Annotated in this window: 11 protein-coding genes and 1 pseudogene; 5 read left to right on the forward strand and 7 right to left on the reverse strand. The window is 69.7% G+C overall.

The window, feature by feature from the left end; genetic code table 11:
- Positions 1-127: 127 nt before the first annotated feature.
- From ahpF to prmC, 3 genes are all read left to right on the forward strand, one after another.
- Positions 128-1,729: an alkyl hydroperoxide reductase subunit F gene (ahpF, locus tag AACZ35_RS00305; RefSeq protein WP_339824629.1), complete on the forward strand. Its 1,602-nt coding sequence runs from the start codon at positions 128-130 to the stop codon at positions 1,727-1,729.
- Between the two features lie 75 nt (positions 1,730-1,804).
- A complete protein-coding gene (locus AACZ35_RS00310; RefSeq protein WP_339824631.1) occupies positions 1,805-2,371 on the forward strand; it encodes a Pycsar system effector family protein in 567 nt (188 codons plus the stop codon).
- A 1-nt stretch (position 2,372) separates the two neighbouring features.
- Positions 2,373-3,179 (forward strand): peptide chain release factor N(5)-glutamine methyltransferase, encoded by an 807-nt coding sequence (prmC, locus tag AACZ35_RS00315; protein ID WP_339824634.1) that lies wholly within the window; start codon positions 2,373-2,375, stop codon positions 3,177-3,179.
- 52 nt (positions 3,180-3,231) lie between these two features.
- Here the strand turns inward: prmC and AACZ35_RS00320 are convergent.
- The 4 genes and pseudogenes from AACZ35_RS00320 to AACZ35_RS00335 all read right to left on the reverse strand — a co-directional run.
- A pseudogene (locus AACZ35_RS00320) lies at positions 3,232-4,446 on the reverse strand (OmpA family protein); the annotation flags it as partial.
- 64 nt (positions 4,447-4,510) lie between these two features.
- On the reverse strand, positions 4,511-6,412 hold the full coding sequence (gene dxs / locus AACZ35_RS00325) for a 1-deoxy-D-xylulose-5-phosphate synthase (RefSeq protein WP_339824636.1): 1,902 nt from the start codon (positions 6,410-6,412) through the stop codon (positions 4,511-4,513).
- A gap of 106 nt (positions 6,413-6,518) precedes the next feature.
- The gene (locus tag AACZ35_RS00330) at positions 6,519-7,466 is read right to left on the reverse strand and encodes a hypothetical protein (protein WP_339824638.1); all 948 of its coding nucleotides are present in this window, start codon (positions 7,464-7,466) and stop codon (positions 6,519-6,521) included.
- Between the two features lie 86 nt (positions 7,467-7,552).
- Positions 7,553-8,200: an HNH endonuclease gene (locus AACZ35_RS00335; RefSeq protein ID WP_339824641.1), complete on the reverse strand. Its 648-nt coding sequence runs from the start codon at positions 8,198-8,200 to the stop codon at positions 7,553-7,555.
- A gap of 102 nt (positions 8,201-8,302) precedes the next feature.
- Between AACZ35_RS00335 and pip the strand changes: the two genes are divergently transcribed.
- Entirely contained in the window at positions 8,303-9,244 is a 942-nt protein-coding gene (gene pip, locus AACZ35_RS00340; RefSeq protein WP_339824642.1) for a prolyl aminopeptidase, read from the forward strand.
- Positions 9,245-9,248: 4 nt separating this feature from the next.
- Here pip and AACZ35_RS00345 read toward each other — a convergent pair whose 3' ends face one another.
- The 3 genes from AACZ35_RS00345 to AACZ35_RS00355 are packed head-to-tail and all read right to left on the reverse strand — an operon-like array spanning position 9,249 to position 11,263.
- Positions 9,249-9,785 carry an NUDIX hydrolase gene (locus AACZ35_RS00345; RefSeq protein WP_339824645.1) on the reverse strand — a complete coding sequence of 179 codons (537 nt, stop codon included), beginning with the start codon at positions 9,783-9,785 and terminating at the stop codon, positions 9,249-9,251.
- A gap of 33 nt (positions 9,786-9,818) precedes the next feature.
- Complete coding sequence (locus AACZ35_RS00350; RefSeq protein ID WP_339824647.1) at positions 9,819-10,709, reverse strand: 5'-3' exonuclease H3TH domain-containing protein; 891 nt, start codon at positions 10,707-10,709, stop codon at positions 9,819-9,821.
- Entirely contained in the window at positions 10,697-11,263 is a 567-nt protein-coding gene (locus tag AACZ35_RS00355; RefSeq protein ID WP_339824650.1) for a nitroreductase, read from the reverse strand. The genes AACZ35_RS00350 and AACZ35_RS00355 overlap by 13 nt, the downstream gene beginning before the upstream one ends.
- 130 nt (positions 11,264-11,393) lie before the next feature.
- Here AACZ35_RS00355 and AACZ35_RS00360 point away from each other — a divergent pair, with 130 nt between their 5' ends.
- Entirely contained in the window at positions 11,394-13,667 is a 2,274-nt protein-coding gene (locus AACZ35_RS00360) for a DUF1631 family protein (RefSeq protein WP_339824652.1), read from the forward strand.
- Positions 13,668-13,685 lie beyond the last annotated feature (18 nt).

The raw sequence follows: 13,685 nt of genomic DNA on the forward strand, positions 1-13,685 counted from the left end.
TCACGGAAGGTTTGCCCGGGCGGCTGGTCCGCCCGGGCAATGCCCCGCGCTTTGCATCCCAAACGGTGGTTTTCGCCTGCGGCCTTCACCGGCCCCAGGCGCAAACCCCTGCCCAAGGAGTCAGGAAATGCTTGACCAGAATCTCAAGACCCAGCTCGCTGCCTACCTCGAAAAGCTGCGCGTGCCGATCGAGCTGGTCGCGTCGCTGGACGACGGCGAAAAGTCGCGCGAACTCGAGGCCCTTCTCGGCGAAATCGCTTCTCTGTCGGATCTGATCACCCTGCGCCTGGACGGCGACGACGCCCGCAAGCCGTCCTTCGCCATCGTGCGCAGCGGCAGCGACGTCGCCGTGCGTTTCGCCGGCATCCCGCTGGGCCACGAGTTCACCTCGCTGGTGCTGGCCCTGCTGCAGGTCGGCGGCCACCCGTCGAAGGAATCGCAGGAACTGCTGGAACAGGCGGCGGCGCTGGACGGCGACTTCAGCTTCGAAACCTATTATTCGCTCTCGTGCCAGAACTGCCCGGACGTCGTCCAGGCGCTGAACCTGATGGCGGTGCTCAACCCGCGCATCAAACACGTGGCCATCGACGGCGCCCTGTTCCAGGACGAAGTCGAGCGCCGCGAAGTGATGGCGGTGCCCACCGTCTTCCTCAACGGCGAAGTTTTTGACCAGGGCCGCATGGACCTGGCGCAAATCGTGGCCAAACTCGACACCAACGCCGGCAGCCGCGACGCCGACCGCATCCGCGCCAGGGCGCCCTACGACGTGCTGGTGGTGGGCGGTGGCCCGGCCGGCGCGGCCGCGGCCATCTACGCCGCGCGCAAGGGCATCCGCACCGGCGTGGCGGCCGAACGTTTTGGTGGCCAGGTGCTCGACACCATGGGCATCGAAAACCTGATCGCTATCGACCACACCGAGGGCCCGCGCCTGGCCGCGGCGCTGGACGCCAACGTGCGCGCCAACGATGTCGACGTGATGAACCTTCAGCGCGCCACGCGCCTGGTGCCCGCGGACGAGGTCGGCGGCCTGGCCGAAGTGCAGCTGGCCAACGGCGCCAGCCTGTTCGCCCGCACCGTCATCCTGTCCACCGGCGCACGCTGGCGGCAGATGGGCGTGCCCGGCGAAGAGCAGTACCGCAACAAGGGCGTGGCCTATTGCCCGCACTGCGACGGCCCGCTGTTCAAGGGCAAGCGCGTGGCGGTGATCGGCGGCGGCAATTCCGGCATCGAGGCGGCCATCGACCTGGCCGGGATCGTCGCCCACGTGACGGTGATCGAATTCGCCGACAAGCTGCGCGCGGACGAAGTGCTGCAGCGCAAGCTGCGCAGCCTGCCGAACGTGGAGGTCGTGCTCAACGGCCAGAGCACCGAAGTGCTGGGCGACGGCCGCAAGGTGACCGGCCTGAGCTACCGCGACCGCGTCAGCGGCGAGGATCGCCAGCTGGACCTGGACGGCATCTTCGTGCAGATCGGCCTGCTGCCCAACACCGAATGGCTGGCCGACGCGATTGAACTGAGCCCGCGCGGCGAAATCGTGGTCGATGCCCACGGCCGCACCTCGGCGCACGGCGTGTTCGCCGCCGGCGACGCCACCACCGTGCCCTACAAGCAGATCGTGGTGGCCCTGGGCGCCGGCGCCACCGCCAGCCTGGCGGCTTTCGACCACCTGATCCGGCATCCGCTGCCGGCCAGTGCCGACGTGCCGGGCGAGGCCGCCGAGACCGCGTGAAGACATCCCCGCGGGAGGGACTGAAGTCCCTCCCGCAAGGGCGTTATCATGGCGCCGCCCCCGGAGGAACGCGCCATGCCCCCTGTACAGCCCGGCGCCGCCGGCGATATCGATCGCCTCTACGCGGCCATCCCCGAACGCAATACCGGCGACTGCCTGCTGCGAACGATGCAGCAGCACCACGTGCAGCTCTCGACCATGGCCGACACCAAGGCCAACATCATCATCACGATGTCCTCGATCGTGCTGACCCTGGTGCTGGGCCGGCTCGGCGACCCCATGTTGCGCAGCGCCTCGATCACCCTGGCCGCCTTCACCATGCTGGCGCTGCTGCTGGCGGTGCTGGCGGTACTGCCGAAATACCGGCCGCTGAAGCTGACGGATGACACCATCCCGCCGCAGTTCAACCTGATGTTCTTCGGCCATTTCGCCGAACTGCCGCGCGAACGTTTCCTCACCGAGATCGCCGGCGCGCTCAAGTCCGACGGTTCGGTCTACGAAACCATGGCGCGCGACACCTACGCCCTGGGCTATTACCTGGCGCACCACAAGTACCGGTACCTGCGCCTGTCCTATCTGTTTTTCCTGGGCGGTTTCATCCTGGCGTGTTTTGTCCAGGGCTGGCAGCTGGTGGTCGGCTGAAGTGACGACCCTGGCCAACGCCATCCGCGAAGCCGCCGCGCGCCTGCCCGGCGACGAGGCGCGGCTCGAGGCCGAGCTGCTGCTGGCGCACGCGCTGGAGCGTCCGCGCAGCTGGTTCTACGCGCACTCCGGCGACGTGCTCGACGGCAGCCAGGCGCGGGCTTTCGACGCGCTGCTGCGAAGGCGCGAGGGCGGCGAACCAGTGGCGCAGATCACCGGCCACCGCGGCTTCTGGTCGCTGGAACTGGCGGTAACGCCCGACACGCTGATCCCCCGGCCGGAAACCGAACTGCTGGTGGAACTGGCGCTCGAACGCCTGCCGCCGGCCGAAATGGGCCAGGTGCTCGACCTGGGCACGGGCACCGGCGCCATCGCCCTGGCGATCGCCAGTGAACGCCCCCTGGTCGATGTCAGCGCCGTGGACGTCAGCGATGCCGCCCTGGCGGTGGCGCGCGCCAACGCCGACGAGGCCGGCCTGCCGCTGCGCCTGCTGCAGGGCAGCTGGTTCGAGCCGGTGGCCGGCGACGTTTACCGAATGATCGTTTCCAACCCGCCCTACATCGCCGAAAGCGACCCGCACCTGGGCCAGGGCGACCTGCGCTTCGAGCCGCGTTCGGCGCTGGCTTCGGGCGCCGATGGCCTGGACGCGATCCGGCTGATCGTCGCCGGCGCGCCCACGCACCTGCTGCCCGGGGGCTGGCTGCTGATCGAACACGGCAACGAGCAGGGCGCCGCGGTGCGCGCGCTCTTCCAGGCGCAGGGTTTTGCCCAGGTCGCCACCGCCCGCGGCCTTCGACCCGGCGGTTGAGCGCGCGTCCAGCCTCGGTGGCGTTGTCGGCCACCGGCCGGGTCTCGCCTAGGCCTTCGGCCGACAGGCGCGCGGCATCAATGCCCTGGCCGGCCAGCCAGGCGACCACCGACCGGGCCCGTCGTTCCGACAGGCCCTGGTTGTAGCCGGCTTCGCCTTCACTGTCGGTGTGGCCTGCGATGACCAGGCGCAGGCCGGTGTCGGCTTCCAGCACGCCCAGCACCTGGCGCAGCGTGGCCTCCGATTCCGGCCGCAGGTCTGCCTTGGCGGTGTCGAAATAGATCCCGTAAAGATCCACCTTGCGTTCGCGGCCCAGGCGTTCGGCCAGCGAGCTGCTGTCCGAGCTCAGCGGCGCCAGTTCCAGCACGAGCTCGACGCTGGCGCCCGACACCAGGTCGGTGACCTCGCTGTCGGGGCTGAAGCCGGCCTTGCTGCCGGTGGTGACCACCAGCCCGGCCGGCACCTGCTCAAGTACGAAACGCCCGTCGGCACCGGTCAGCGCCTGGCGCACGTTGGACGCCGAAACCAGCACGCCGGCCAGTGGTTTGCCGTCGCTGCTGTCCACCGCCATGCCGGTAACCGTGCCCGAATGCCGGTAGCCCTTCGGGTTGACCAGCAGCCGCGCGAAATCGAAGGCGAAGCCGTCGCCGGCGTTGTTGTCCGGGTCGTCGATGCGCACTTCCAGGCGCCCGTCGCGCACCAGGTCCAGGAATTCGGGCAGCAGCTGCAGGGTCAGCAGCTTGCCGTTGGGTCCGGTCTGGTCGAGCGCATTGAGGGTCACGGCCAGGTCGGCGGCCTCCTCGCCGTCGAGCCAGACGCGATAGCGACTGCCGAAACGCGAGGACTGGAAATCGTCCACGAACAACTGCAGCGCCACGGTCGTAACCTGCACGGGGCCCAGGTCGAATTCGAATACCAGCGGCTGGGGAAGGTTGTCGGGGCGGCGGGACTCGTACACGTAACCGTCGCCGCTGGCCCCGGTATTGCCGCTGACGACCATGATGCGGTCGGTGCCTGGCGGGTCGTCCGCTTCGGGCTGGAAGGGGAAGGGGTGCACCGGCGTGTTCCGGCCGGTGAAGGGGTCGAAGCCCGCCGGCCAGCCGAAGCCCAGGTTGTCGATGTCGCCGACGCGGATCAGCAGCTCGGCCTCGGGACCGTCGGCCAGCACCTGGCCGGGCGCGCCGTCGTCGCCGCCGGTTTCCGGCCAGGCCGGTGGCGCCAGGGCCACCCCGGTAAAAAGCAGCAACAGGGCGAAGATCGCGCGCATGGTCGTGTCCTCCGGGGGGCGTGTCCGGAACAACGCAGCGCAGGGGGCGCGCAGGACGCCGGGATCAGCCGCCGACGGCGCTGCGGCGGGACTTGGCCAGGTCGGGCCAGCGGGCCAGCAGGGCGCGGCGGATGCCTTCCACGTCCAGGCCGGCTTCGGCCAGCAGCTGTTCGCGGCTGGCGTGTTCCTGCCAGCCGTCGGGCAGGCCCAGGTGCAGCATCGGCAGGCTTATGCCTTCGGCGGCCAGCAGTTCGGCGACGCCGCTGCCGGCGCCACCGGCGACGACGTTGTCCTCGAGGGTCACGAAGCCGTCGTGGCCCTTGGCCAGGTCCAGCAGCAGCGTGCGGTCGAGCGGTTTGACGAAGCGCATGTTCACCACCGTCAGCCCGAACTCGGCGGCCACCGCTTCGGCCGCCGGCAGCATGGCGCCGAAGGCCAGCAGGGCGAGGCCGGCACCACGCTGGCGCAGTTCGGCCTTGCCGATCGGCAGCATGTCCAGGGTCGGCTGCACGGCGATGCCCGGGCCGGTGCCGCGCGGGTAGCGCACGGCGGCAGGTCCCTTGTGCCGGAAGCCGGTGCTGAGCATCTGCCGGCATTCGTTTTCGTCGGCCGGCGCCATCACCACCATGTCGGGCACGCAGCGCAGGAAGCTCAGGTCGAAGCTGCCGGCATGGGTGGCGCCGTCGGGCCCGACCACGCCGCCGCGGTCGATCGCGAACAGCACGTCGAGCTTCTGCAGCGCGACGTCGTGGATCAGCTGGTCGTAACCGCGCTGCAGGAAGGTGGAATAAATCGCCACCACCGGCTTCACGCCTTCACAGGCCATGCCCGCGGCCAGCGTCACCGCGTGCTGTTCGGCGATGGCGACGTCGAAATAGCGCTCCGGGTATTCCTTGCTGAAACGCACCAGGCCCGAGCCTTCGCGCATCGCCGGGGTGATGCCCATCAGCAGCGGATCGGCCGCGGCCATGTCGCACAGCCAGTCGGAAAAGACCTGGGTGTAGGTGGGTTTTGCCGGGCCGGCTTTTTTGACCACGCCCACGTCCGGGTCGAAGGGACCGACGGCGTGGTATTCGATCTGGTCGCCTTCGGCGCGCTCGTAACCCTTGCCCTTGGTGGTGATCACGTGCAGCAGCTGCGGGCCCTTCAGGCCGCGCAGCGTCTGCAGGGTCTTCACCAGCGCCGGCACGTCGTGGCCGTCGATGGGGCCGGTGTAGTGGAAGCCCATTTCCTCGAACAGGGTGGACGGCACGAACATGCCCTTCCAATGTTCTTCCCAGCGGCGCATGAAACGCGCGGCGGGCTTTTTCTTGTCGCCCAGCAGCTTCTTGCCGCCTTCACGCAGGGCGTTGAGCGTGCGGCTGCCGGAGGCGCGGCCGAGCATCTTGGTCAGGCCGCCGACGTTTTCGGAAATGGACATCCGGTTGTCGTTGAGGATGACCAGCAGGTCGGGTTCGGGGTCCATGCCGCCGGCGTGGTTCAGGGCCTCGTAGGCCATGCCCGCGGTCATCGCACCGTCGCCGATGACGGCCACGACCTTGCGGTCTTCGCCGCGCGCGCGTGCGGCCACGGCCATGCCCAGCGCCGCGGAGATGGACGTGGAGCTGTGGCCGACGCCGAAGGTGTCGTAATCGCTTTCTTCGCGCTTGGGGAAGGGCGCGACGCCGTCCTTTTGCTTGACGGTGTGGATCTGGTCGCGCCGGCCGGTGAGGATCTTGTGCGGGTAACACTGGTGGCCGACGTCCCAGACCAGGCGGTCGGACGGGGTGTCGTACAGGAAGTGCAGGGCCACCGTGAGTTCGATCACGCCCAGGCCGGCGCCGAAATGCCCGCCCGACTGGCTGACCTTTTCGATCAGGTAGGCGCGCAGTTCATCGGCGATCGCCGGCAGTTCGGCTTCCGGGAACTGGCGCAGGTCGGCGGGAACGGCAATGCGCGAAAGGCGCGGGTAGCGCTGGGGATCCATCGGGTATCTGGCGTGGGGACAGGGCTGAATTGTCCGGCACCCCGCCGGTGGGGGCAAGGCGAACACGGGCCGCGGTTCAGGCGGCCCGTATGGTTTGCGCGCCGGTTTAGCGGCGGAAGCGGCCCAGCAGGCCGCCCTTGGCCGGCTCGGGCTCGCTGGGCGCGATCACGTCGGGTTCCGCGACGCCAACCGCGAGGCTGGCATTCACGTAGTCGGTGACCTCGGCCAGGCTGGCGCCGCTGAGCTCGGCGATTTCGGTCAGCAGCGCCGGGCCCTTCATCATCACGGTGGCGATGCGGAAGTGGCGCGGGAACTCGCGTTCGGTCTGCGGCCACTTGAGCAGCTTGTAGCGGTCGTTCGGGTTGAAACCCGGCGCCAGGCTGCCGTTGAAGCCGCCCAGGCCCAGGATCCAGGCCAGCCGGCTGAAGGGATGGCTGCCGCCGAGTTCGGTGGCCAGGGCCGGCAGCTGCGCCGGGTCCACCGGCTCGAGGTCGGCTTCGCGCACGATGGCGGTGGCGTAGGGCAGCAGCGGCTTGAGCGTGGCGCCGCCCAGGTAAACGCCCTGGGCCGGGTCGAGCACGATGGCCGGCGCGTCGCCCATCTGCAGGCGCACGGGGCCCTTGAGCGCGCCCGGGCGCAGGTAGTCGGCCAGGTGCGGGTCGGCCGGCGGGGCCGGCGCGGGCTCGGGCGCGGGTGCCGGGGCGCTGGCGACCGGGGCTTCCACCGGGGCCGGCTCGGCCGCGACCGGCGGCGCCTGGGTTTCGAGTTCGGCCAGCAGGGTGGCGATGCCCTCGGCGGTGACCGGCCGGGACAGCTTGAAATCGGTGTCGACGCGGCCGCCGGCGGTCAGCGCGACCACCACCTTGCCGCCGCTCATGGCCTTCATCAGGCTCATCTGGCCGTACATGGAGTCCATGTCGACCACCACGGCCTCGGCCTCGTTTTCGTTGGCCAGGGCCCAGCGATGGGCGGCATTGGCCTGCTTGAACGCGGCTTCCACGGTGGCCTGTTCGTCGCGGGAAAGGCCCGCGAAACAGATGCTTCGAGTCGTCATTTGCTGTTGTTCCCCCTGGTCGCGCCGGCAAGGTACGGCGCGAAGGCCGGAAGTGTCGGCGCTGGCGCGCACCGCGTCAAATCGGCTCAGGCCGGTCGGGCGGGCCGGCGCGGCAGGTGGCTCTTGAGGAAGGCCATCTGGTCGGCAAGGATGTGGCGGTTCGAAAGGATCAGGTGTTCAACCCAGCTGGGCCGGTAGGGAACGGCCAGCAGCGGCATGCCGGCCTGCTGCGGCGTGCGGCCACCCTTGCGCGAATTGCAGTGGAAGCAGGCGCAGACGACGTTTTCCCAGACGTCGCGGCCACCGCGGGACACCGGCACCACGTGGTCACGGGTCAGCGAATGGCGGCCGTATTCCTTGCCGCAGTACATGCACAGGTTGCGGTCGCGGGCGAACAGCGCGGTGTTGCTGAGCGAGGGCGAAGGATCCAGGGCCTTGGCCTGGGCGTGGCTGCGGCCGGCGACGATCGGGTGCAGTTCGACGAAACTCTGCAGGCCGCTGGCGCGGTTGGTGCCGCCGCGCACCACCAGGCAGGGATCGCCCAGGGTCCAGGCGACGGCGCCGCGCACGTACAGGCAGACGGCGTCCTGCCAGTGCATCCAGTCAAGGATCCGGCCATGCGCGTCGAGGGAAAGTACGCGGGGCAGGGCAGTTTCGAGGAAAGACGGGGCCCCGGCCGGGTAGGGGCTGCTCCCGGAACCCACCAGACTCAAGCGGGTCGGCGGTATGCCCATCAGGACCCGAGCATACGCCCCTCGTGTTGCAGTTCAAGCGGTGGGGTGCCGCAGCGGGGGCGGGCTAGAATCCCCGCTCCCCCTTCCAGTGGCGAAAACGGCATGCGCGGCCTGTACCCCGACCTTGAACCCTACGACAGCGGCTTCCTGCAGGCGGACGGCCGCCACCGGCTGTATTACGAACAGTGCGGCAACCCCGAGGGCAAGCCGGTGGTGCTGCTGCACGGCGGGCCGGGCGCGGGCTGCGGGGCCAAGATGCGGCGTTTCCACGATCCCAAGGCCTACCGGATCATCCTGTTCGACCAGCGCGGCGCCGGCCGGTCGACCCCGCACGCCGACCTGGTGGACAACACCACCTGGGACCTGGTGGCCGACATCGAAAAGCTGCGCCGGCACCTGGGCGTGGAGCGCTGGCAGGTTTTCGGCGGCAGCTGGGGTTCGACCCTGGCGCTGGCCTATGCCCAGGCACACCCGGGCCAGGTCAGCGAGCTGGTTCTGCGCGGCATCTTCATGCTGCGGCGCTGGGAGCTGGAGTGGTTCTACCAGCAAGGCGCGTCGCGCCTGTACCCGGAGGCCTGGCAGCGTTACCTCGAGCCGATCCCGGTGGTCGAGCGCCACGACCTGATGAGCGCCTACCACCGCCGGCTGACCTCCGACGACGAAGCCACGCGGCTGGCGGCGGCGCGCAGCTGGTCGGTCTGGGAGGCCAGCACGAGCTTCCTGCAGGCCGACGAGGCCTTCGTGCACAGCCACGAGGACGCGCATTTCGCGCTGAGCTTCGCGCGCATCGAATGCCACTACTTCGTCAACGGTGGTTTTTTCGACGTCGACGACCAGCTGCTGCGCGACGCCCATCGCCTCAAGGACATCCCGGGCGTGATCGCGCACGGCCGCTACGACGTGGTCTGCCCGGTGCAGAACGCCTGGGACCTCAAGCAGGCCTGGCCGGGCGCCAAACTCGAGATCGCGCCGACCTCGGGCCACTCGGCTTTCGAACCCGAGCTGGTCGACATCCTGGTGCGGGCGACCGACGGCTTCCGCTAGCGGCTCAGGCCGGGGTGCCGTCGGGATTGTGGTCCAGCAGCCACAGGCCGGCCCAGAGTTTGGGGTCCATGGAATAGCCGGCGGCCATCTTGCCGGCCAGCCAGCGCGGTGCTTCGTCGACCGGGACTTCGTGCACGGTGATGTCTTCGGTGGCGTCGCCGCCGCCGGCGTTGACCCGGGTCAGGCCGCGGGCGCGCACGAAGGCGATCAGTTCGTTGCTCATGCCCGAGCTGGTGGGGCCGACCATCAGTACCTTCCCCTCGTCCGCGCGCCAGCCGGTTTCTTCCAGAAGCTCTCGCCTGGCGGCTTCTTCCATGGTGTCGGCCTCATCGAGGTCGCCGACCAGGCCCGCGGGCATCTCGATCGTCGGTGCGCCCATCGGGATGCGGAACTGTTCGACGAACAGCAGCTTGCGCTCCGGCGTGACCGCGATGACGATCACCGCGCTGCCGGCATTCGTGCGCTCGGCATATTCCCAGTGCCCGCGCTTCACCAGCCGCAGGTATTTCCCTTCGCACATCACCACCGGTTCATCGCTCATGCCGCGGATCGTATCGCGGCGCGCCCGCCGGCGTCAGGTCGCCAGCAGGCGGCGGCGCGTCAGCGGGCCGAAACGCAGCTGTTCGCAGAGCGCTTCGAGCGCGGCCGCGTCGGGATCGCGGCGTTCGCACAGGCCCAGGTCGTCGGGCAGCGGCGCGTCCACGGCGATGGTCGCCAGGCGGCGCGAAAGCAGGGCGATGTCGCGGTGTTCGCGCAGCCGGCCCGCGTGCTGGGCGCTGCCGCGCATGCGCAGGAAGGGCACTTCGTCCAGGCGTTCGTAGAGCTCGTCGAGGCTGCCAAAATGCGCCAGCAGGATGGCGGCGGTCTTGGGGCCGATGCCCGGCACGCCCGGGATGTTGTCGATGGCGTCACCGGTCAGGCCCAGGTAGTCGGCCACCTGGTGTGCGTGCACGCCGTAGCGCGCCTTCACCCCGTCGGCGCCCCAGCGTTCGTTGCGGGCGAAGTCCCACTGCTGGTCGTCGCCGGCAAGCAGCTGGGAAAGGTCCTTGTCGGCGGAAATGATCAGGCCGGCGTGGCCGGCGGCGCGCACCCGCGCCAGGCTGGCGCCGATCAGGTCGTCGGCCTCGTAGCGGCTGTCCGACAGCACCGCCAGGCCCAGGGCCCGGCACAGCGCCTGGCAATGGCCGAACTGGCGCTTGAGTTCCTCGGGCGCGGGCTCGCGGTTGGCCTTGTAGGCCGGGTACAGCGCGTTGCGGAAGTTCGATTCCAGCGACTGATCGAAGGCCACGGCGATGCGCTCGGGTTTCTGCCGCTCCAGCAGGTCGAGCACGAAGCGGGCAAAACCCTGCACCGCGTTGACCGGCCAGCCGTCGACGTCGTGGAACTCGTCGGGCATCGAGTGCCAGGCCCGGAACACGTACAGGCTGGCGTCGACCAGATGGACCGGGCGGGTCATGGCTGCCATTCGGTCAGCAGGGCGCCGGGATCCGGGCGCTGGCGCTCGGGCGCCGCTTCGGCGGGCGTGCCGATATGGATAAAGCCCAGCACCTGTTCGTCCCCGGCCAGGCCAAGCTGGCGCTGGATGTGCGGGTCGTAGGCGGCCCAGCCGGTCAGCCACTGTGCGCCGAATCCCAGGGCCTGCGCGGCCTGGAGCAGGGCGAAGCAGACGGCGCCGCCCGACAGCAGCTGTTCCTGCACGGGCACCTTGTGGCCCGGCACCGGGCAGGCCACCACGACCAGCACCAGCGGGGCCTGCGAGAAGCGCGCGCGGTCCTTGTCCACCACGGCCGGCGCGACCGCGGGGTCCTTTTCCAGCGCCCGGGCCGCCAGGCGCTGGCCCAGGGCGTGGCGGGCGTCGCCGCGGATGGCCAGGAAGCGCCAGGGCGTGAGCTTTCCGTGGTCGGGCACGCGCACGGCCTCGGCCAGCATGGCCTGCAGCTGGGCCGGGTCCGGGCCGGGCTCGCCCAGCAGGCGGGAGGGCACCGAGCGCCGCTGCCGCAGGAAATTGAGTGCGTTCATCCGGCGGAGATTACCATTCGTCCAAACCAGCTCCTTATCAGCGGTTCTGGGAATGGGTTCACAGTTATCTGTGGCACGATTGCCCAGAATTCCTCCACAGCGCGTAGTCCCCCCCGACGTGCAGAGGCTCATGAACGAGAATCCCCATCCCGGCAACGCCCAGACCAGTACCCCGACTTCCGCCCGGGACCTGGTGACGGCGATGCGCCGCCGCAGCACCGAACACCTGCAGGCCGTGCTGGCCCGTGTGTTCGCCCGTGCCGACGACTGGCTGTTCGACCTGGCCAAAAAGGACGGGGTGCCCGACGGTTCGCCCTACCTGTTCGCGATGCGCGCCCTGCGCACGTCGCGCGCGCCGCTCGAGCGCGGCTTCCGCGACTACCTGGACAAGGGTTTTTCCTCTTTCGAAACCCGCACCGCGCCGCGCCGGCCCGATGAAGCCGAGTCCAGCCTGCCGGAGCTGAGCCTGCTGCCCGAGGCCGAACTCGAACAGCAGCTGGCCACCAACCTCACCGCCGAAGCCATCACCCGCATCCACGGCAACCAGCTCGACGAGCTGGCCGGCCGCCTGGCGCGCATGGTCGGCGTCGCCAAGCTCGAAGCCGACGACAACCCGCTCAGCGCCCACGCCCTGGCGGGCGCCATCGGCGCCGCGCACACCGGCATCGAACTGCCCGACGACGTGCGCATGGTGCTGTTCAAGTACTACGAACGCGAGCTCATCCACGACCTGCGCGACCTGCTCACCGACATCAACGCGCGTCTGGAAGCGGCCGGGTTCCGGTCCGACAAGGCCGCGCCGAAGCCGGCCCAGAAGCCCAAGCCCAAGCCCGACTACGTGCCGCCGGCCACGGCCGACGGTTACGCCCCCGCGGCCTCGGACTACATGCCCTCGGGCGCCGGCGCCGATCCTTCGGAAGGCGCGCCCGCCGAAGACCGCGCTGTTTTCGAGGTGCTCCAGCAGCTGCTGCACGCCTGGCGCCCGGCCCAGCCCGGTGGCGGCCAGCAGGGCGGCCGCCAGACCGGCGGCGCCGGCCAGCGCCCGCTGCAGGCCAACGAAATGATGTCGCTGCTTTCGCTCATGCAGGCGACCGTGCCGCAGGCCGTCAACGAGGCGCTCGACCGCCCCGAGGTTTCGCTGGCCGCGCTGCTCAAGAACGAAGTCCTGCGTGGCGCCAGCCGCATCGGCCTGCCGCCCGAGGACGTCAGCATCAGCCAGGCCGACGAGGACGCGGTCGACCTGGTCGGCATGCTGTTCGACGTGATGTTCGACGAGCGCGACTTCGAACAGTCCGCCCGCACCATGATTTCCCGCCTGGTCGTGCCCTTCGTGAAGGCCGCGGTCATGGACCGTCGCCTGTTCCTCTACAAGACCCACCCGGCGCGCCGCCTGCTCAACTCGCTGGCCGAAGCCGTCGAAGGCAACCGTGGCGAAGGCCCGCAGGAGCGCGAGCTGCTGCAGAAGGCCGAAAACACTGTCGACCGCCTGATCGCCGAGTTCAACGAAGACCTGGCGATCTTCGAGACCCTGGAACAGGAGCTGCGCCAGTTCCTCGAACAGCACCGCCGCCGGGTCGAACTGGCCGAGCGCCGCGCCGCCGAGGCCCAGCGTGGCCAGGAGCGCCTGGAACAGGCTCGCGACCTGGCCAAGATCGAGCTTGAGCAGCGCACCCGCGGCCTGGACCCGACCCCGGCGATGCGCGACTTCCTCGAGCGCAACTGGACCCACCACCTTTCCATGATCGCGCTGCGCGAGGGCCCCGACAGCGGCTCCTGGCAGACCGCGCTGACCGTGGCCGACCGCCTGCTGTCCCTGCTGCCCAAGCCCGGCGACCCGGCCGAGGCCATCGAGCCGGCCGTGCAGGCCATGCGCGAACCGATCGAAACCGTGCTGGCCAGCTCCGGCATCATCGGCGAAGCGGCCCAGGACGTGATGCACGGCCTGGCCGACAGCCTGCAGCGCCGCGCCCGCGGCCAGGCGCCGGCCAAGACCGAAGTGCCCGCCCAGCACCACGACGACAAGGTCGTGCAGATGCCCGAGCGCCGTTCGGCCGTGGCCGCCGCGATGGCCGACCTCAAGCCCCGGCTTGAAGTCGTGGGTGGCAAGGCCGGCATCGAGGTCAGCGACAGCGACGTCGAGCAGATGCGCCAGATCAAGATCGGCACCTGGATCCACATCGCCGGCGAAGACGGCAAGCACCATCCGGTGAAGCTGTCCTGGATCAGCCCGATCTCCTCGCGCCTGATGTTCGTCAACCGCCGCGGCGTGCGCGTGCTGGTTGCGTCGGTCGAGGAACTGGCGGCCATGAAGCAGGCGGGCAATCTGCTGGTGCGCGAACAGGAACAGGTCTTCGACCAGGTCCTGCATCGCGTCATGGGCAAGCTGCGCGAAGACCTGGGCTGATCCCTGCCGCGTGCGCCC

Source organism: uncultured Arenimonas sp. (assembly GCF_963976025.1).
Lineage (GTDB): Bacteria > Pseudomonadota > Gammaproteobacteria > Xanthomonadales > Xanthomonadaceae > Arenimonas.

Bases quoted from the DNA above. Each gene is read 5' to 3' on its own strand.
- AACZ35_RS00355 (WP_339824650.1), bottom strand. From the start codon at position 11,263: ATGAACGCACTCAATTTCCTGCGGCAGCGGCGCTCGGTGCCCTCCCGC.
- AACZ35_RS00345 (WP_339824645.1), bottom strand. From the start codon at position 9,785: ATGAGCGATGAACCGGTGGTGATGTGCGAAGGGAAATACCTGCGGCTG.
- AACZ35_RS00335 (WP_339824641.1), bottom strand. From the start codon at position 8,200: ATGGGCATACCGCCGACCCGCTTGAGTCTGGTGGGTTCCGGGAGCAGC.
- AACZ35_RS00330 (WP_339824638.1), bottom strand. From the start codon at position 7,466: ATGACGACTCGAAGCATCTGTTTCGCGGGCCTTTCCCGCGACGAACAG.
- AACZ35_RS00350 (WP_339824647.1), bottom strand. From the start codon at position 10,709: ATGGCAGCCATGACCCGCCCGGTCCATCTGGTCGACGCCAGCCTGTAC.
- AACZ35_RS00310 (WP_339824631.1), top strand. From the start codon at position 1,805: ATGCCCCCTGTACAGCCCGGCGCCGCCGGCGATATCGATCGCCTCTAC.
- ahpF (WP_339824629.1), top strand. From the start codon at position 128: ATGCTTGACCAGAATCTCAAGACCCAGCTCGCTGCCTACCTCGAAAAG.
- pip (WP_339824642.1), top strand. From the start codon at position 8,303: ATGCGCGGCCTGTACCCCGACCTTGAACCCTACGACAGCGGCTTCCTG.
- AACZ35_RS00360 (WP_339824652.1), top strand. From the start codon at position 11,394: ATGAACGAGAATCCCCATCCCGGCAACGCCCAGACCAGTACCCCGACT.
- dxs (WP_339824636.1), bottom strand. From the start codon at position 6,412: ATGGATCCCCAGCGCTACCCGCGCCTTTCGCGCATTGCCGTTCCCGCC.